Here is a 14,865-nt window from a genome sequence, read left to right as displayed (position 1 = left end):
TCGGCGCAACCACACTGCGCACCCGCGGCCGCCCATCCACACCCCGGACTCTAGCGGCTCAGGGCCCCACTCAGGTGGGGCCGAATGAAACCGCCCTACCGGGGCCAGATCAACTTGACATAGCCAGTCGCGGATCAGTGGTGGCGTCGAGGCTGTCGTGGTTGCCCACAACGTGCGGTGGCCGGTATCGCGTTGGCGATCCGGTCGCAGTAGACCTCGAACGAAAAAGCCCCACCAGTCCCGGAGGATGATGGGGAGCAAACTTGCTGCAGGGACACTTCACCTGCTGTGGTGACTATAGCACATCGAATCACATGCGTGTAATTCTCGCCCGAAAGGAATTGTCTAGCCCTACTTGACACTTGCCGTAAAGGGGGTCTAGACTTACAGTATGAAGCGCAGGGACATCATCAAACGACTGAGGCAGATCGCCAAGGACCGCGGCGAAGAACTCATCCTGGTCGAGGGCGGTCGCCACACCAAGGCGTCGATCGGTGACAGGAACACCACGATTCCCCGCCACAACGAGGTCAACGAGATGACTGCGAACAGCATCATCAAGCACATGGAAGGCAAGGAGGCAGGCGAATGAGGGTTACAGCGAACGCCACTCGGTCGGGTGGCTGGTGGGCGGTCGAGGTTCCTGAGTTGCCCGGCCTGTTCACTCAGGCCCGTCGACTGGATCTGATCGAAGCCGAGGTCGTGGACGCAGCCGAGGCGTTGGGGGTGTCGGTCGACGGGGTCGATGTGGTGCCGCTGGTGGAGGGTGTTTCTCCTGCTGCTGTGCGTGTGGTTCAGGACGGTATCGCTGAGATGGAGCGAATGCAGGAGTCTGTGGCTGTGAAGTCTCGGAGTTTGGTTGCCGAGTTGCGCGAGGCGGGGCTGTCGGTGCGGGATGTTGGCACGGTGATGAAGGTGTCGCCTCAGCGGGTGTCGCAGTTGTCGCAGCCTCGGAAGGCGAAGCGTGCGGCTGGTTCTCCGCGGGTAGCGCGGACGGCGCGCAAGTAGGTCACCAGTAGTAGGGCCGGTGGTACGGGGTCGGCTCGTCGCCGTTCCGTATCGCCTGCTTCGCTTTGGTTCGTTCCTCGCGGCGCTGCTGCCGGTTCCAGCTCGATGGGGCGTGGTCTCGGCGGTAGGGGTAGCCGATGCTGTGCAGCCACCTTCGGTACGCGGGGGAGTCCTTGTCCGTGCCGCTCACTCGTCGTCCTCCTTCTCTTCCAGCTCTTGCCAGTTTCCGCTGAGGATCTGAGCTTCCGCTAGTCGTATTAGCCCGAGTGCTTCGATTTGTGAGGTGCCGCCGGTCATTTGGACGGCGTATGCCTGTCGTCCGTCGTCGAGTAGGTAGTGGGAGATGAGGAGGCGGGTGCCGATGATGCTGGTGGTGGCGTCGAAGGATGCGGACTCGTCGGTCATGGTTGGTGTCTCTTTCGGCTGAACCGTCGGGTGCGCTTCTGTTTGGCTGCCTCAACCTCGGCGCGGTGTTCGGCGATGGCTGTTTGGACTCGCTTGCGTGCCGCGATTTCGGCGTCGAGTGACGCGATGAGGCATTGCTTCAGGCCGATTGCGATCTCATCGCGGACGATCTGGCGCACCTGTTCCTCGTTCAGGCTCACTCGTCCTCCTTGGTGCAGTCGTGTTTGCCTCGGACCATGCCGCAGTCCCAGCACCATGTGTAGAGGTCGCCGATGGTGTAGTGCTCGCCGTGCACCAGCGCCGGCCCGTCGTCGATCACGGCTTGCCCTTGCGTAGGCGATCGGTCAGGTCTGCGAGGTCGCGGCGTTCCTGTTCCTTCTTCGCCTTGACGGTCTGCGCGTATTGCTCGTATTCGGTGCGGTCGTAGACGTGGGTGACGGTCACGGTGTCGTGGTCGGCGTGGATGGTGACTTCGCGGATGAGGTTGTTCGTGGGGCACGTGGCGAGCAGAGCAGCGATCGGGTCGGTCATGAATCCACCGCCTCGTACGTCGCCGCGAAGATGTCGGGCTTGCACGGGTAGAACTCGCCCTGGACTCCGCGGATCACGTAGTCGCCCGGGGTGGCGATCATGTCGCCTTCGAGGGTGCGGATCGCGATGGCGTACTGCCCGTCGACGCGCACGACCTCGGTGCGTCCGCCGTTGTCATTGATCCAGCGGTGCAGGGCCGCGTTGTCGTGGACGGTCGCCTCGGCCGGGTAGTGCATGGCTTCGATCTCGACGGGCATCTTCCGCCAGCGTGTGGGCGTGCTCCGCTTTGTCTGATCCTCGGTCATGCTGCGGTCTCCTCGCGGGTGGTCGTGATGCCGGCCAGTCGTCGTTCGATTTCGGCGCGGAATCCCTTCACTTCGGGGATGATCGACAGCCACGGCAGCCCGGGTGCGATGTGGTAGCTCGCGCCCTGCCGTCGTGCGCGCTTGGAGACTTTGAGTCGTCCGTCGGCGATGGCGAGGATGCGTTGCCGGGCTGCGATGAAGCGGAGGTGTTCGTGTTCGGTGTCCACCCACTCGTGGCCGTGTTCGTGGTTGCGGCGGTGTCGGCGCGCGATCCGCGTGCTCATGCCGCGTCCTCGTCATCACGTGTGTCGACGGTGTGAGAGCTGAAGCCGCCGAGCCCGAAGTTGATGATCGATTCGAGGCTGGCGAGTGCGCTCTCGGCCGGTTCCATCGACCACAGTTCGCGGCGGATGACGGCGGCGAGGTGTTGGGGGAGTCCGTCGTCCGGTCGGCCGTAGATTTCGAGTGCGTCGGTGAGTACGGCGACGAGCTGGTCCGTCTCGTGGGTGTCGGTCATGGTGCCTCCTCGGCGTTGGTGGTGCTCTTGTGTTGGGCGTAGCAGTCGGGGCAGAAGGTGGCGGGCGCGATTTTGGTGACGCCGTTCGGGTCGAGTAGGTAGGTGTCCATTCGGATGCCGATGTGGCGGGCGTCCTTCGAGCAGTCGGCGTGGTCGTTGGTGGGCCACAGGGACACCCACGGCGGGCCGGTCACGGTGATCCGCCGAGTCGGCGAAGGCATGCGGTGAGCGCGCCTGGCAGTGGATTGCCGCCGATGGTGAAGTGCTTGCGCGGATCGGGTGCGGCACCCAGGATCGGCAGCCAGGTGAGGGCGTACCACCACTGCGGCATCGTCCACTTCACCTCACGGGTGAACCCGCCCGTGGTGCGGATCGGCTTCCCAGGCCAGGCTGCCATGTCCGCGTACTGGTCCAGGATGTCGTCTCGGGCGATCGACGACACTGAGCCTATCGGCAGCTCGATCCCGAACGCCACGTCCCGGCGACTCATGCTGCGGTTCCGATCCCGAGTTCGGTGCCGGTCTCCGCGAACACATGCCACACGAACACGATCGGTTCCGCGACCGGCCCCGCAAGCAGGTCCGTCGTCTTGATCCCATGCCACGACACGGATCCCACATGCCTGCCCGCGCGCTCCGACAACGTGTGGCCTGTCCCGTGCACATGCAGCACATACCGGCGCGCATTCCCGTCCGCTGCGGGCCGAACCAGCGCCCACACCGTCAGCATGTCCGGGCCAGCCGATTCGACGTGCAGCCACTTCAACAGGTGCGCATCCATGAGCACGGTGGCGCGGTCGGTGACAGGGACGGTGAACTTCCAGACGACGCGACTCATCGGTACCCCTTTTCGACATCGAAGCAGGTAGGGCAGAACACGGCGGAACCCAACGGAGCATCCGACACACCGGTGTCGGACAGAACATGCATGTTGAACACGAGCGCGGGGTGACCTTCGGGGCAGTGGCCTCGGCGCGGGCCGGCGGTCGTCAGCTGCACCTGCGGGTCGGGACTGGTCATGCTGCTGCCTCGGTTTCGAAGATGCGGCCCAGGTTGATGATCTGCGTGATCCCCACCCACTGGTGATGGCAGTCGATGCATTCGACGCGGGTCCATACGTCTTCTTGGCGGTGGGCGACGAGGATGGTGACTTTGACGTTTTCGCCTGCGATGTGCCGGTAGGTCCAGGGGCCTTGGTTGCAGTTGGGGCAGGGTTTGTCGTAGAGGCCGACGGTGTCTCCGGTGAGTGCGGAGTGGATCCAGTCGGCCCAGCGGTTGATGGCGCGGGCGGCTTCGTGGACGGTTTCGATTTGCGCGGGTGCCCACTTGAAACTGTTCACCTTGTCCAGCAGGGTGTGGATGTTGTCGCGGCCGTCATGCCCGATGACCGCCGCCCACTCCTTCACCTTCCGCTCGATCTCCTGCATTTTGTCGATGCCGGACAGCCATGCGGTGGGGTGGGATTCGAAGCCTGGTCGTCCGCCGGGGTTGCGTGGCCGGTCGGCGTTTTGGAGGGCTTGTTGGAGTTGGGTGAGGAGTGAGGGGGAGGTGTAGGTGCCGTGTTGGTCGTGGTGGGTTTGTGCGGCGCAGAGGTGGTGGTGGGCGTCGTCGAGTTGGCGTCGGGCGTCGGGGAGTGTGTGCTCGTCGGTCATCGGGTTCAGTCCTCCGTTGTTGCGCAGTGCAGTCCGCAGCCTGTGCGGTCCCGGTCAGCCTGTTCATCGGCGGTCAACGTGCGGTCGCACACGAAGCAGAAGCGGTCGATCATCGGTTCACCAGACCTTCGAACTTGGCACCTACCTTCTCGGAGACCGCCCGCCCTGTCGCCAAAGCCGTTCCCAGCTCGCGGATGTGGTAGGTGGCAAGGAGGTGGTCGCCCTGCATGAGCCGCAGGTAGACACCGGAGAACGCGTCTCGGCGGCGCACGATGTACAGCGAATCGGTCATGGCGCTAGCTCCCCATGGATGTACTCCAGCTCCGCGAAGCTGTAACCCTTGGCCTTCTCGTTCTCCGCGCCGAAGTTGATGGCCCACTGCTCACCGTTGGCGAGTTCAATGCTCATCCAGAACTGGGACTCGCCCATCTGCTCGAAGTGAAGGAACTTGACGTCACGAGCCACGATTTCGTCTAGTTCATCGCCGTAGTGGCGGAACTCGGTGCCGTCACTACGTTTGTCCACACGATGTCCGTTGGTCACCAGCGGCCCTCTCCGTACACGACATCCATCACGGCGTCGACATCCTCAGGCTGTGTGCCGCCGCAGTCGATGCACGCGTATTCGCCGTTGACACCGAGGGCGTCGTACACCTTCGCCCACATCGGATTCGCAGACCGCCGGGCTTCAAGTGCGAGCTGTTCGGTGTGCCACTTCCGGTGCCGCTCCTCACGCTCCTCCTCCTGCCGCTGCATCTCCGCCCACTCCTCAGCGCTCGGCACGTCGTGGCGGCCAGGATGAGCGGCGCGCCATTGGATGAGGCTCAGGACCGGGTCGGCCAGCTGGACCCGCAGCGGCTTGTCCCACGCGAGACGACCGGTGGGCGCGCTCATCGGTGGACCAACCCTTCGAACTCGATGCCGTTTCGGTCGGCGACCCGCTGGCATCCGGCGAGGATTTCGTTCAGCTTCTCCTCGCCGTCTCTCGGGTCGTAGTCGAAGACGCTGACGGGGTGTTCGTCGACGTACAGCTTGAGATAGCTGTCGCCCATCGAACTCCGGGATACGAGGTACATCTTCGGCTTCTCGGCCTGCAGCTCGGCTGCGATCCCGGGGTAGGTTTCGGGGAAGACTCGGCCGAGGCTTCGCGCCAGCTCTCGGAAGTGTTCTTTCCGGCCTTCGCTGATCTCCTGCCACGGCGTCTTGTCGCCGGTCTCGCTCGGCAGGTTCTCGTAGCAGGATTCCGCGTAGTTCTCGATGGCGCCCATCTAACTGTCCTCCTTGCTCACCAGGCAGGGGTTCGGCCTGTGCCGGTCACCCACCGGCGGCGTGTAGTTCGCCTGAATCGCGTGCTCCTCACCCTTGCTGAACGCGAGGTGGGTGGCTCCGCTGCTGCAGCGCCATTCCCAGCCGCAGGTGCACCAGGCGCGGGCGATGGGTTGAGAGGTGGCGCGCACGGCGGCGATGGAGACGATGTGCCCGATCGGCGTGCTCATGACAGCCACCACGTCATCGCCAGGAAGGAGGTCGCGAACAGCGCGAAGTTGATGAGCTGGTTGGCGATCGGATGCGCCTTGCACCAGTCTGCGGCGGCGCGGATCCGCCGCTTCATCGGGCGGTCCCAGCACGGGCAGTCACCCTCGCCGACCACCCCGAAGCCGTGCGCGCCGACCTGCCGTCCGCAGCTCGGGCAGTGCTCCGTCGTGGTGTTGGTGCCGTGCGGGCAGTCGCTCTCGACGACCTTGGACTCGACGCGCCAGCCGTTGTCCCAGTCGGATCGTCCGTCCTGGTGTGGGCGGCGCTCCGATTCGATGATCCGCTTGCAGACGGTGCCGCAGCGGCAGGTGAGTTCGTCGATGACGTCGCCGATCATGATGCGCTCCTGACCAGTGCTTCCGGCAGGCAGTACACCGACTGCTCATGCCGCGTGAGCCACCCCTGCGCATCCACGTTCGAGAAGTCCCACAGCGGTAGGCGGTCGAAGGCTTGGTGTGCTTCCCGGGTCCGCTGCCGCATCCACACCTCACCGTCGTGGGCGTTGTTGTGCGCCATCGCCTCATCGATCCACTCGCGCGAGGACTGACTAAGCATCGCTCTCACCTGAGAGCGGGGCGGGGAGTTCTGCCTCGTCGTAGCAGGGGCCGCCCCGTCCGTAGCAACGCGAACAAACCACAGGCAGATTCAGTGGGGCGGCATCCAGTTCCTCGGCGGCCGTTCGGTTGTATCCGTCAGCGAGGACCGCGTCAGCGATGAGCCTGCAGTCCTTCGTTGTCCACACCCGCAACGGGGTGACGTTCCACGAGGGCTCGGCAGCGTTCAGCGCGTCGGCGATTCGGTGCGCCAGTCGGTCTCGTTCGGGGACACTCATGATTCGGCCTTTCGGGCGTCGGCGAGCGCGGCAGCCAACTCGGCCCGCTCAACAGCAAGCGCCGACACATACGCGCCGATAGCCGCCTTGGCATCACGCTCGTCGCACTCCCGCTGGAATTCCGCGCCCCGATGCCAACCTGTCCACGCGGCGATGAAGTCCTCGCGGTGCTCGTCGGACAGGTGCTTGCCGCCGGTCCAGACTGCGAGGAACTGCTTGGCGTCTTCGGCGAGCTGGGCGTCAGTGGTGTCAATCATAATTCGGCCTTTCGGGCGATGAGGGCTGCGACGCGATGAATCGGGTCGTACTCACGCGCGCCGCACACGTCGAATACGTTCAGCAGATGCGCGGCGACCAGCACGGTCCCGCCGATCGCCAGCACTGGGTGATGCTCGAGCCAGCCGTCCATGGTCTCGCTGAGGGTGTGGCCTGGGCGGGCTGTGGCGTCGATGGCGATGACCACACCAGCCACCAACGTCCACCCACGCGCCCCAGTCACGACGACACCTCAGGCAGCCAGGCGGATGGCATTTCGCCAGGCGGGAGATTTGCATCGGTCAAGTCCTGGATGCGCGTCAGCGCCTCGCCATCTGAGATGAACGGGTCGTAAGCGATGTGCGACACCTGCTCGATGGTTGCGCGCAGCCGTTCCACCTCATCGAGCAGTTCCGGCGCGTGATCCAACGCCACATGCCGCGCCATCTCCGCCGACCGGGCAGCCATCGCCACGTCCTCACGGATCGCATCCAGGTCGCCGCTCATAGTTGCCCCTCCTCGCCGCGCATGTGCCGCCGGTGCATCTCGTCCAAGTCGGGGTCGTCGTCGTAGTCCGGGGCGTCCATGTAGTCCCAGCCGCACGAGCATGTCCCGTCGAACTCGTACAGCTCGTGCGCGGTCACCGTCATGCCCAGGTGCTCGCACAGGGACGTGAACAGCGCCACCTCGTCGATGCTCATGTCGCCGGCCCCTCGACGGCACGGCGGAGGTCATCAGTGCTCACGACGATTGGTAGCTTCACGCCTCCGTGTCCCACCATCAAGGCCGCCGACCAGTGGTTCTCGCGCTCCTCTACCAGCGCCCGGACGCGATCGATGGTCGCGTTCGCCTCAGCCAGGGCGGCCTCCGTATCCGACGGCTTTTGGCTGTACGGATTCAGGTTCAGAAACCGGTGTTCGGGCGGCAACGGTGGGAGTCCGCTGTCCCCGGGATCGGTGTCCAACGTGCGATTCGCCGAACCCCTCACCCACGCGTCGACGCGGCGTAGGTAGCCGTACGCCCACCCGACTGTTTCGTCGGCCGTCATCACTCGCCCCAACGTCGGATTCAGGTCGGCGCGCATCCCGTGAGATGCCACATCCTCGGCGTACGCACGAAAGTGATTCACGCGGATCTCCGCCAAAGCCAGTGCTTGCCCCACGCCATCCAGCTCCGCATCACTGGCGTCGAGCGCATCCCGCAGACGGCGCACCTCACACGGCCACCTCTCGCCGCAGGACGAACAGCACTCCTCAAGGCCGGGACCGTAGAGCTTGGACATCATGCCGCTCACGTGGACGAAGTCGACGGCGCGGATGAGGTCGGTCGGGTCACTCGCAGTCATGAGGCCACCCCTGGTCCGGGAATCCGTAGGTGATCAACAGGAGCGCGATGAAAGTGGTGACGAACCACACCGCCCCGCCTATCCAGATGGTTCGAGGCTTCTTCTCGTCCATGCCCGCCACCCCACATAGGCCGACGATGATGCAGGCGATTCCGCCGAGGACGGTGAGGGCGGTCATCGGTCACTCACCCCTTCTGCTGCCTTCGCGGCAGCCTTGGCCGCATACCGCCTGGCATCGGCGGCGGACTTGCACGACCTGCACGCCCTGCCTCGCTCACTCACGATCGTGTTCTTCTCGCTGAACTCATGCCCGCGCACGCAGTGGGTCGGCGGGACACGCCTGCTCCGTGCCTCAGCTCGTTCGGCGAGCAAGCGGTCGTTCTTCTTCCGGTTATGGATGGCTTTGCACGCCCGGCAGTGGCGCTGGGTCGGATTCTTCGGCGGTACGTAGACATTGGCCTCGTCGAGCAAATGTCCGCGATCGCAGTGGGTCTTGGCTGCATTGAGCGCGGACACCCCGACTCCGCGAAGGACGTTCTCCCGGCCCGTCACCGGCTCAAGATGGTCGGGGTTGCAGCAGCGACGATTCCGGCACAGGTGGTCTATGACCAGGCCCGCCGGGATCTCGCCCCGCTGCACCGTGTACGCGTAGCGGTGCGTGAACCATCGAACGCCATCCACCGTCGTGCGCCCGTAGCCATCCGGGCTGACCGGCCCACGCCACTCCCAACAGCCGTCGGACTTGCTGACCTGCGACCAGAACTCGTCAGACATCGCGGTCACCGGCCTTGACTTCGATGACGGCGAGGTCGTCGGAGGAGGCGATCACGGCAGCGATGTGTCGCCCGTGCGCTTCCGCCAGCCAGCCCTCAGGCTCAGGCTCCATGCTGGTTCGGCACTCCAGCACGTGCCCGCAGATGCATCGGCCTGTCCACCTGCGGTCGCTCATCGGCCCGTCCGGGAAGGTGCGGAAGCGGTTGCCGTGCTTCGCCAGCGTGGCGGCGAGACGGTCCACGGCGGTCACGATGCACGCTCCACCAGCACGACGTTCGACCAGATCAGGTCACGCCATCCCGAATCCGTCTCCGCTTCGAGGAACCCCCCGTCGTTGACAACGGTCGCCAGCTCACCGCAGCATCCGCACTGCACACGATCCCCGACGTTCAGCAGCTTCCCGTCGCGGTCGGTGACGTTCGACTTCCACTCGGTCACTGTCCCGCCTCCTGACGTGCACGCTCAGCTCGGATGCCGTCGAGGTAGGCGTTGTGGCGCGCCCAGAACTCCTCGGTGGTGGAGCTTTCCTTGGCGTAGTTGTCTGCCTCTGCGCGGTCGGAGGCGTCCTGCTCGGCCTCGGCGTGCTCACGGTCCAGGCGATCGGCCTGCGACTCGAACGTAGCCGCGATGTGCTCCCAGGTCGCAGTGTCGAGGTGCGGAGACTTCGCCATCTCGCGCGCCGACTCTGCGGCCTGCCGGAAGCGCTCGGGGTTGCCCGGGTCCAGCGGGGCGGCACCACCCTCGACGTCCGGCACCACATCCTCGCCACGCTCGTCGTAGTGGTAGCCCACCGCCGGGATCAGGCGGACCAGGCCCGCGGCCTCGGCCTCCTCCTGCGTGCGGAAGTGCAGTCCGCCGGTCGCGGTGATCTCCAGCCACGGATGGCCGCTGCGCCGCGTGAGGCGCACCCATGTTCCGCCGTCGGGGTCGGTGCCACGCCAACCCGGCTGGGCACCAACAGCGGGGTTCGGGGCGGTCATGCCGCCACCACCGGAAGTCGCAGAGCCACGCGCCCGATGTCGAACGCACTCCGAGCATGCCGCAGCTTCCCGCCACCAACACGCAACTGCCAGCCAGCCGACAACCGCTCACGATCACCAACCAACTCGGCCGGATACGCACCCAGCGGCTTCGACCCATGACCAGCCGGCGCAACATGCGCGACCGCAGCACCCGAGGTCAGAGCGGCCAGCACAACAGCCGACCACGCAGCCCCCAAGCCAGCCATGCCCTCGGGGTTGATCGGCGCACGCACACCACCCTTGAAACCCTTGGGTGCGGTGACGGATTCGACAGCGATGGTCTGCGGATGAAGACGCGCGACCTGCCGGTAGACGCTGCGGATGTACTCCGCGCTGGTGTCGTCGGGGGTGAGGTTGCCGGTGTTGTCGATGACGCCGAAGTAGGCGAGTTTGCCGTGGTCGAATGCGGCCCATCCGGTGGTTCGTGAGCCGGGGTCGACGGCGACGAGGCGGCTCATCGTGCACCGCCCTGAGCATCCGCATCCGGGACTCCTGCAGCGAAGAACCGGAGGTCCGGTGCGGTGGCAGGGACGTCGTTCCCCTGGGTCGTGCTGGTGGCGGCGACCGGTCTCGGTGGGGGATTTTTGCTGGTCATGTCGGGGGTCCTTCCGATGTTGCGAGCCGTTGCAGCGGCTCCTGGATCTTGACTATACACGAAAGTGCGACTGGATATTGGAGGTTCATGTCATGCGGATTTCCTCGCTGCGATCGCATCGAGTTCCGCCTGGATTTTGGCTCGTCCTCGTGCGGCTGCTGGCGCGTGGTCGATGTGGTCGCAGACGACGGTGCCGCGGTAGCCGTTGTCGTCGCAGAGGCCGCAGTCGGCGATGGCGGCGAGCTTGCCGGCGGCTTGCTCACGAACCTCGGCCGATCGGGCTCGCTTGGCAGCCTCGAGCGCTTCGGCTGCATCGGCAGCGACGGCGCGGCGGGCGTCGGCGCAGCCGCCGCACGCTTCGCCGGTCGGGTTGCCGTCAGGGTGGCGGGGGCAAACGCGCGCGGTTGCCAACGTAACTCCCTCTCCTAAAGCAACCCTATGGGTAAGGGTATTGGGTAATGGGTTCCCGTTTTGCTTCGTTTGCTTCGATTCTTGCAGGTCAGGTGATGTTTTTGCTTCGAAGCAAAATGGAGTTTGCTTCAGGGGTTGCTTCGGCGTTTGCTTCGCGGTTTGCTTCACAGACTCTGTCCGATTTGCGGCTTTCGCGCGACGCGCCTCACCCGACTTCAACCCACCCATCCGGCCCGCCTCAGCGCGCTTCGCACTCCGGTTCCGGGCGGCCGAATTGAGCTTCTGATACTCATCCCACTCGTGAAATTTGAAACCACTCGGGGTGCGCGCCCAGAGCCCCGCACGGACCAGTTTCTCAGCCAGATCGATCCCTCCGAGGGCCGCAACAATCCCTTCGGGGACGACTCCCGTTCCGCCCTGTTGCTGGCACCACGAGCCGGCGCGCACCCACATTCCGAGCGCTTCATTTCCAGCTGTGATCGCCTTCGCGTGGAAGGCGAACTGATCGTCTACAGCGAACCACGGCATGTCAGAACAACGCCTCCTGGCCGACGAGGGCCGCTATGAGCTGGCGGCCGATGTGCTCGGTGTACGCCGGTGGGATCGCTTCGCGGAGTTCATCCCGTGTCATCCAGTCGATTCCCATGGCCTCGCGAGCCTGCTGGACTCCGGAGAAGTTGCCGACGACGTGCATGAATTGACCTGCGACCGGCTTGCGGCCCATCTTGGTTGTCGGGACGGCGTGCTCGGGGTGCCGCGGGGTCCAGATTGGGATGTTGCTCTCGAACAGGCGGTGCCGGTAGGTCTTGAGCCCGGGGAACATCGCGCCGCACAGCACGAATGGGTCGTCGAGCGGCGCTCCGGGGACGTTCTCGATCACGTATGGCTTGCCGATCAGCTTGAGTGCTGAGCGGGTCGCTGTGATGAAGTCGGGATGGTCGTTGCCCTGGATGCGTTGAGCATTCGTGAACGCCTGGCATGGCGGGCTGCCGTGGTACGCCTCGAACTCGCTGTGGCTCTCGAGGAGGAACTTGAGCGCGTCGGCCTGGACGAATGTGAACGGGTAGTTCGGTTGGGGGTCGATGTCGACGCCGACGATGTCGAAGCCGGCGCGGTGGTAGCCAACTGCCGCACCTCCGGCGCAACAGTACAAATCCAACAGTCGGGGGCGGGGCATCTTTGGTATACTTTCAGTCATGGGACACACCAAACCGATTGATGAGCAGTTTTGGCCTAAGGTCGCCAAGGGTTCGGAATCTGAATGCTGGGAGTGGACCGCGTCTCGACGTCCAACTGGATACGGGCAGATGAGACGGCTCGGGAAGAACCTTAAAGCGCACCGTGTTAGCTGGGAAATTCACAATGGGCCAATCCCGGATGGATTTGTAGTGATGCACACGTGCGACAATCCTCCGTGCGTGAATCCGAAGCACCTTAGGATCGGTTCGCAATTCGACAACTTGGCGGACATGAGAGCTAAGGCGCGCGGGGTTACCACCCATCATGTGGGTGAAATGAACCCTGCTTCGAAGCTCACTACGCCGGAGGTTAAAGATCTTCGTCGCAGACATGAGGGCGGGGAATCGATACGGGCTCTTGCGCGTTCGTTTAGCGTCGACCGAAAGACTGTCAGTGACATAACCCGTCGCAATATCTGGAAGTCTGTCTAACGCGGCTCCTCCTGCGCAGCAGTACAGGTCGAGCAGGCGCGGCCGGGTCATGCGACCTCCTTGTCGTATCGGTCGACCGCTAGCTTGAGGACGTCTTCTCGTATCACCTGTTCTGCGCGTTGTTGCGCTTCGACTGAGGCGTTGAGGTAGAGGTCTGCGAGCGCGGTGGTGGGTACTGATGTGTACTTGCCTGCCTCGCGTGCGGGCTGTCCGTTGGCGCGTCGTCGGCGGGTGTCGTAAGCGGCTCGAGCGGCTCGGCATTCGTCGCAAGCGGGTACTCCTCGGCGTCGGTGTTGCTGGAAGCCGGCGTTGGTGCCGTGCTGGATGGGTTTCATGCCGCGTCCTCCTCTTTGGCGCGTTGAGAGCGGATGTGGGCCTTGTCGCGCTCGATGGTGCGGTCCGTACACCCGAGGCGTTCTGCGAGTTGCATGGCGGTGCCTTTGTGCCATTCGGGGCGGGGGTCGTCCATCCATTCGGCGACTTGCTCGCGACGATCGAGGGTCTCAGCCTTCTGTTGGCCGAAGAGTTCGCGGCGGCCGGTCGGGGTCTCATCAGGGTTGTCGATGTCGTCCCACTCGAGCGGGAGTGCCCAGCCGGCGCGGATGGCATACCGGCGGGATTTCAGTCCGCCGCCTCCGTCGATGAGGTGAAGTCGTGTGTACAGGTCGCGTACCTGTATCGCGACGGCCACGGTCACCTGCCGTTGCGTGCCTGATCGGACCCGAGTCAGCTGCGGTTGCGCCCAGCCGAGTTCGGCGCGGATCTTTCCCGCCTCCCAGCCGATCGCTGCGAGCGCCTGTAACCGGCGCGCTGTTCCGACGTTGGCGACGAGGCCTTGCGGGTTCAGCCGTTCGAGTGGTGGCAGTCGAACGGCGTTGAGTGCGCGAACGGTGCTCACGAATACGGTGTCGTACTCGCTGTTGAGGAGGCCTGAGATGGTTCGCGCGTTGAGACCGGATAGGTCTGCGATCGTGGCCTGCGTGAGGCCGGCGTCTAGGAGTTCTTGGACGCGTTGACGAGCTGGGGTGGTGGGTACGCGTTGGAACGGTTCCCAGCGGCCGTAGGCGGACTGGCGGTACTGGTTGGCCCGGTAGTGGCGGCGGCAGAGTCCTCGTGCGAGGTGCTTCTGTTCGCACCCTGGTCGGGTGCAGGTTCGGGTCATGCTGGCATCCGGTGTGCGATGGCTTGGTGGCGTTCTTCGGTGGTGAGGCCGCCCCAAATTCCCCAGTCTTCGTGGGTGTTGAGGGCGTGGGCGCGGCAGGTCAGGAGGATGGGGCAGTTGTGGCAGATTCGTTTGGCTTCGGTGATGCGTGCGGCTTGGGTGGCGCGTTGTGCTCGGTTGCGTCCTGTGGGGCGGTCGGCGTCGGTGGGGTACCAGATTTCGGGGTCGTGGTCTCTGCAGGCGCCTTTGAGTCGCCAGTCGTCGCGGCTGGTGATGGGTGTGGGCAGGGCGTAGGGGTTGTTCATGATGCCTCGGGGAGGTGGCGGATGTAGTTTTGGATATCGCTGGCTCGGAAGAGTTTGACGCCGCCTTTGCCGAGTTTGACGGTGATGAGTTCGCCGTCGTTGACGAGGTCTTGGACGTAACGGCGGGAGCAGTTGAGGAGGCGTGCGACTTCTTCGTACCGGAGGAGTCGGTCGTCGGTGGGTCGGGGTGGGATGTTCATTGGGCTGCCTTCCATTCGGCGTTGTAGGCGGCGTTTCGGCTGGGGTGTGTGCTGCGGCGTCGGTTGCCTGTGCGGGTGATTCGGCCGGCGCGTGCTGCGGTGCCGATGATGGAGCCGATGAGGTTGGGGGAGTGGGGTTCGCATCTCCACATGCAGCGGGCGGCGCCCCATGCGGCGAGTTCGGTCACGTCGTCGGTCGTGAACGGCTTGCCCTTGTCGATGAGTAGGTCGAGTGCGGCGCGAATGTGATCCCCGTAGTCGCGGTTGACGGCTTGGTCTGCGGCTTGGACGGCGGACCAGCCTTCGTCGCGGCGCTCGAGTCCGGTGGTCATGAGTCGGCTC

The 14,865-nt window shown here is 64.7% G+C and carries 40 protein-coding genes; 3 read left to right on the top strand and 37 right to left on the bottom strand.

From position 1 onward, the window contains the following. The first annotated feature begins 391 nt into the window (after positions 1–391). Both FK530_RS23085 and FK530_RS23080 read left to right on the top strand, forming a co-directional pair. On the top strand, positions 392–592 hold the full coding sequence (locus FK530_RS23085; protein WP_146489281.1) for a hypothetical protein: 201 nt from the start codon (positions 392–394) through the stop codon (positions 590–592). Positions 593–648: 56 nt separating this feature from the next. After that, a complete protein-coding gene (locus FK530_RS23080) occupies positions 649–1,008 on the top strand; it encodes an XRE family transcriptional regulator (RefSeq protein WP_146489280.1) in 360 nt (119 codons plus the stop codon). A gap of 1 nt (position 1,009) precedes the next feature. Here FK530_RS23080 and FK530_RS23075 read toward each other — a convergent pair whose 3' ends face one another. The 32 genes from FK530_RS23075 to FK530_RS22925 form a co-directional block, all read right to left on the bottom strand. Then, complete coding sequence (locus FK530_RS23075; RefSeq protein ID WP_146489279.1) at positions 1,010–1,198, bottom strand: hypothetical protein; 189 nt, start codon at positions 1,196–1,198, stop codon at positions 1,010–1,012. Further along, the gene (locus FK530_RS23070; protein WP_146489278.1) at positions 1,195–1,413 is read right to left on the bottom strand and encodes a hypothetical protein; all 219 of its coding nucleotides are present in this window, start codon (positions 1,411–1,413) and stop codon (positions 1,195–1,197) included. The genes FK530_RS23075 and FK530_RS23070 overlap by 4 nt, the downstream gene beginning before the upstream one ends. After that, a complete protein-coding gene (locus FK530_RS23065; RefSeq protein ID WP_146489277.1) occupies positions 1,410–1,613 on the bottom strand; it encodes a hypothetical protein in 204 nt (67 codons plus the stop codon). The genes FK530_RS23070 and FK530_RS23065 overlap by 4 nt, the downstream gene beginning before the upstream one ends. After that, positions 1,610–1,732, bottom strand: a complete 123-nt coding sequence (locus tag FK530_RS26925) for a hypothetical protein (protein ID WP_269434179.1) — start codon at positions 1,730–1,732, stop codon at positions 1,610–1,612. Before FK530_RS26925 ends, FK530_RS23065 begins: the two co-directional genes overlap by 4 nt. Beyond that, positions 1,729–1,944 (bottom strand): hypothetical protein, encoded by a 216-nt coding sequence (locus tag FK530_RS23060; RefSeq protein ID WP_146489276.1) that lies wholly within the window; start codon positions 1,942–1,944, stop codon positions 1,729–1,731. The genes FK530_RS26925 and FK530_RS23060 overlap by 4 nt, the downstream gene beginning before the upstream one ends. Then, on the bottom strand, positions 1,941–2,201 hold the full coding sequence (locus FK530_RS23055; protein WP_231706764.1) for a hypothetical protein: 261 nt from the start codon (positions 2,199–2,201) through the stop codon (positions 1,941–1,943). The genes FK530_RS23060 and FK530_RS23055 overlap by 4 nt, the downstream gene beginning before the upstream one ends. 44 nt (positions 2,202–2,245) lie before the next feature. Continuing rightward, the gene (locus tag FK530_RS23050) at positions 2,246–2,533 is read right to left on the bottom strand and encodes a hypothetical protein (protein ID WP_146489274.1); all 288 of its coding nucleotides are present in this window, start codon (positions 2,531–2,533) and stop codon (positions 2,246–2,248) included. Beyond that, on the bottom strand, positions 2,530–2,766 hold the full coding sequence (locus FK530_RS23045) for a hypothetical protein (protein ID WP_146489273.1): 237 nt from the start codon (positions 2,764–2,766) through the stop codon (positions 2,530–2,532). Before FK530_RS23045 ends, FK530_RS23050 begins: the two co-directional genes overlap by 4 nt. After that, positions 2,763–2,960, bottom strand: coding sequence for a hypothetical protein (locus tag FK530_RS23040; protein ID WP_146489272.1), 198 nt, complete (start codon positions 2,958–2,960; stop codon positions 2,763–2,765). Before FK530_RS23040 ends, FK530_RS23045 begins: the two co-directional genes overlap by 4 nt. Next, positions 2,957–3,256 carry a hypothetical protein gene (locus tag FK530_RS23035; RefSeq protein WP_146489271.1) on the bottom strand — a complete coding sequence of 100 codons (300 nt, stop codon included), beginning with the start codon at positions 3,254–3,256 and terminating at the stop codon, positions 2,957–2,959. Before FK530_RS23035 ends, FK530_RS23040 begins: the two co-directional genes overlap by 4 nt. Continuing rightward, positions 3,253–3,603, bottom strand: coding sequence for a DUF7352 domain-containing protein (locus tag FK530_RS23030; RefSeq protein WP_146489270.1), 351 nt, complete (start codon positions 3,601–3,603; stop codon positions 3,253–3,255). Before FK530_RS23030 ends, FK530_RS23035 begins: the two co-directional genes overlap by 4 nt. Positions 3,604–3,781: 178 nt before the next feature. Then, positions 3,782–4,417 (bottom strand): DUF7341 domain-containing protein, encoded by a 636-nt coding sequence (locus tag FK530_RS23025; protein ID WP_146489269.1) that lies wholly within the window; start codon positions 4,415–4,417, stop codon positions 3,782–3,784. 109 nt (positions 4,418–4,526) lie between these two features. After that, the gene (locus tag FK530_RS23020) at positions 4,527–4,709 is read right to left on the bottom strand and encodes a hypothetical protein (protein ID WP_146489268.1); all 183 of its coding nucleotides are present in this window, start codon (positions 4,707–4,709) and stop codon (positions 4,527–4,529) included. Further along, on the bottom strand, positions 4,706–4,960 hold the full coding sequence (locus tag FK530_RS23015) for a hypothetical protein (RefSeq protein WP_146489267.1): 255 nt from the start codon (positions 4,958–4,960) through the stop codon (positions 4,706–4,708). The genes FK530_RS23020 and FK530_RS23015 overlap by 4 nt, the downstream gene beginning before the upstream one ends. Continuing rightward, positions 4,957–5,310: a hypothetical protein gene (locus FK530_RS23010; RefSeq protein ID WP_146489266.1), complete on the bottom strand. Its 354-nt coding sequence runs from the start codon at positions 5,308–5,310 to the stop codon at positions 4,957–4,959. Before FK530_RS23010 ends, FK530_RS23015 begins: the two co-directional genes overlap by 4 nt. Further along, positions 5,307–5,684, bottom strand: a complete 378-nt coding sequence (locus FK530_RS23005; protein ID WP_146489265.1) for a hypothetical protein — start codon at positions 5,682–5,684, stop codon at positions 5,307–5,309. The genes FK530_RS23010 and FK530_RS23005 overlap by 4 nt, the downstream gene beginning before the upstream one ends. Then, entirely contained in the window at positions 5,685–5,912 is a 228-nt protein-coding gene (locus FK530_RS23000) for a hypothetical protein (protein ID WP_146489264.1), read from the bottom strand. After that, positions 5,909–6,289 (bottom strand): hypothetical protein, encoded by a 381-nt coding sequence (locus FK530_RS22995; protein ID WP_146489263.1) that lies wholly within the window; start codon positions 6,287–6,289, stop codon positions 5,909–5,911. The genes FK530_RS23000 and FK530_RS22995 overlap by 4 nt, the downstream gene beginning before the upstream one ends. Then, positions 6,286–6,507: a hypothetical protein gene (locus FK530_RS22990; protein WP_146489262.1), complete on the bottom strand. Its 222-nt coding sequence runs from the start codon at positions 6,505–6,507 to the stop codon at positions 6,286–6,288. The genes FK530_RS22995 and FK530_RS22990 overlap by 4 nt, the downstream gene beginning before the upstream one ends. Before the next feature lie 273 nt (positions 6,508–6,780). Then, positions 6,781–7,041 carry a hypothetical protein gene (locus FK530_RS22985; RefSeq protein ID WP_068531498.1) on the bottom strand — a complete coding sequence of 87 codons (261 nt, stop codon included), beginning with the start codon at positions 7,039–7,041 and terminating at the stop codon, positions 6,781–6,783. Beyond that, positions 7,038–7,247 carry a DUF7427 family protein gene (locus tag FK530_RS22980; RefSeq protein WP_146489261.1) on the bottom strand — a complete coding sequence of 70 codons (210 nt, stop codon included), beginning with the start codon at positions 7,245–7,247 and terminating at the stop codon, positions 7,038–7,040. Before FK530_RS22980 ends, FK530_RS22985 begins: the two co-directional genes overlap by 4 nt. Before the next feature lie 32 nt (positions 7,248–7,279). Continuing rightward, entirely contained in the window at positions 7,280–7,546 is a 267-nt protein-coding gene (locus FK530_RS22975; RefSeq protein ID WP_146489260.1) for a hypothetical protein, read from the bottom strand. Further along, complete coding sequence (locus FK530_RS22970) at positions 7,543–7,740, bottom strand: hypothetical protein (RefSeq protein ID WP_146489259.1); 198 nt, start codon at positions 7,738–7,740, stop codon at positions 7,543–7,545. The genes FK530_RS22975 and FK530_RS22970 overlap by 4 nt, the downstream gene beginning before the upstream one ends. Beyond that, the gene (locus FK530_RS22965; protein ID WP_146489258.1) at positions 7,737–8,384 is read right to left on the bottom strand and encodes a hypothetical protein; all 648 of its coding nucleotides are present in this window, start codon (positions 8,382–8,384) and stop codon (positions 7,737–7,739) included. The genes FK530_RS22970 and FK530_RS22965 overlap by 4 nt, the downstream gene beginning before the upstream one ends. Then, on the bottom strand, positions 8,371–8,562 hold the full coding sequence (locus tag FK530_RS22960) for a hypothetical protein (RefSeq protein ID WP_146489257.1): 192 nt from the start codon (positions 8,560–8,562) through the stop codon (positions 8,371–8,373). Before FK530_RS22960 ends, FK530_RS22965 begins: the two co-directional genes overlap by 14 nt. Then, complete coding sequence (locus FK530_RS22955) at positions 8,559–9,158, bottom strand: HNH endonuclease signature motif containing protein (protein WP_146489256.1); 600 nt, start codon at positions 9,156–9,158, stop codon at positions 8,559–8,561. Before FK530_RS22955 ends, FK530_RS22960 begins: the two co-directional genes overlap by 4 nt. Then, entirely contained in the window at positions 9,151–9,408 is a 258-nt protein-coding gene (locus FK530_RS22950; protein WP_146489255.1) for a hypothetical protein, read from the bottom strand. Before FK530_RS22950 ends, FK530_RS22955 begins: the two co-directional genes overlap by 8 nt. Continuing rightward, positions 9,405–9,596, bottom strand: a complete 192-nt coding sequence (locus FK530_RS22945) for a hypothetical protein (protein WP_146489254.1) — start codon at positions 9,594–9,596, stop codon at positions 9,405–9,407. The genes FK530_RS22950 and FK530_RS22945 overlap by 4 nt, the downstream gene beginning before the upstream one ends. Continuing rightward, the gene (locus tag FK530_RS22940; protein ID WP_146489253.1) at positions 9,593–10,138 is read right to left on the bottom strand and encodes a hypothetical protein; all 546 of its coding nucleotides are present in this window, start codon (positions 10,136–10,138) and stop codon (positions 9,593–9,595) included. The genes FK530_RS22945 and FK530_RS22940 overlap by 4 nt, the downstream gene beginning before the upstream one ends. Beyond that, positions 10,135–10,638, bottom strand: a complete 504-nt coding sequence (locus tag FK530_RS22935; protein ID WP_146489252.1) for a RuvC family protein — start codon at positions 10,636–10,638, stop codon at positions 10,135–10,137. The genes FK530_RS22940 and FK530_RS22935 overlap by 4 nt, the downstream gene beginning before the upstream one ends. A 227-nt stretch (positions 10,639–10,865) precedes the next feature. Further along, positions 10,866–11,714, bottom strand: a complete 849-nt coding sequence (locus tag FK530_RS22930) for a hypothetical protein (protein WP_146489251.1) — start codon at positions 11,712–11,714, stop codon at positions 10,866–10,868. Between the two features lies 1 nt (position 11,715). Next, positions 11,716–12,363, bottom strand: coding sequence for a DNA cytosine methyltransferase (locus tag FK530_RS22925; protein WP_205124240.1), 648 nt, complete (start codon positions 12,361–12,363; stop codon positions 11,716–11,718). Between the two features lie 19 nt (positions 12,364–12,382). On the opposite strand from FK530_RS22925, the gene FK530_RS27035 reads away from it, so the two are divergent. Then, entirely contained in the window at positions 12,383–12,856 is a 474-nt protein-coding gene (locus FK530_RS27035; RefSeq protein ID WP_146489249.1) for an HNH endonuclease, read from the top strand. A gap of 47 nt (positions 12,857–12,903) precedes the next feature. Here FK530_RS27035 and FK530_RS22915 read toward each other — a convergent pair whose 3' ends face one another. The 5 genes from FK530_RS22915 to FK530_RS26000 form a co-directional block, all read right to left on the bottom strand. After that, a complete protein-coding gene (locus FK530_RS22915; RefSeq protein ID WP_146489248.1) occupies positions 12,904–13,191 on the bottom strand; it encodes a hypothetical protein in 288 nt (95 codons plus the stop codon). Beyond that, positions 13,188–13,754 (bottom strand): hypothetical protein, encoded by a 567-nt coding sequence (locus FK530_RS22910; RefSeq protein WP_146489247.1) that lies wholly within the window; start codon positions 13,752–13,754, stop codon positions 13,188–13,190. Before FK530_RS22910 ends, FK530_RS22915 begins: the two co-directional genes overlap by 4 nt. 260 nt (positions 13,755–14,014) lie before the next feature. Then, positions 14,015–14,323 carry a WhiB family transcriptional regulator gene (locus FK530_RS22905; protein WP_146489246.1) on the bottom strand — a complete coding sequence of 103 codons (309 nt, stop codon included), beginning with the start codon at positions 14,321–14,323 and terminating at the stop codon, positions 14,015–14,017. After that, a complete protein-coding gene (locus tag FK530_RS26005; protein WP_158645183.1) occupies positions 14,320–14,523 on the bottom strand; it encodes a helix-turn-helix transcriptional regulator in 204 nt (67 codons plus the stop codon). Before FK530_RS26005 ends, FK530_RS22905 begins: the two co-directional genes overlap by 4 nt. Then, complete coding sequence (locus FK530_RS26000) at positions 14,520–14,855, bottom strand: hypothetical protein (protein WP_158645182.1); 336 nt, start codon at positions 14,853–14,855, stop codon at positions 14,520–14,522. Before FK530_RS26000 ends, FK530_RS26005 begins: the two co-directional genes overlap by 4 nt. Positions 14,856–14,865 lie beyond the last annotated feature (10 nt).

The organism is Tsukamurella conjunctivitidis, assembly GCF_007858475.1.
In the GTDB taxonomy this organism is placed as follows: Bacteria; Actinomycetota; Actinomycetes; order Mycobacteriales; family Mycobacteriaceae; genus Tsukamurella; species Tsukamurella conjunctivitidis.
This window is presented reverse-complemented; position numbering and strand designations above follow the sequence as displayed.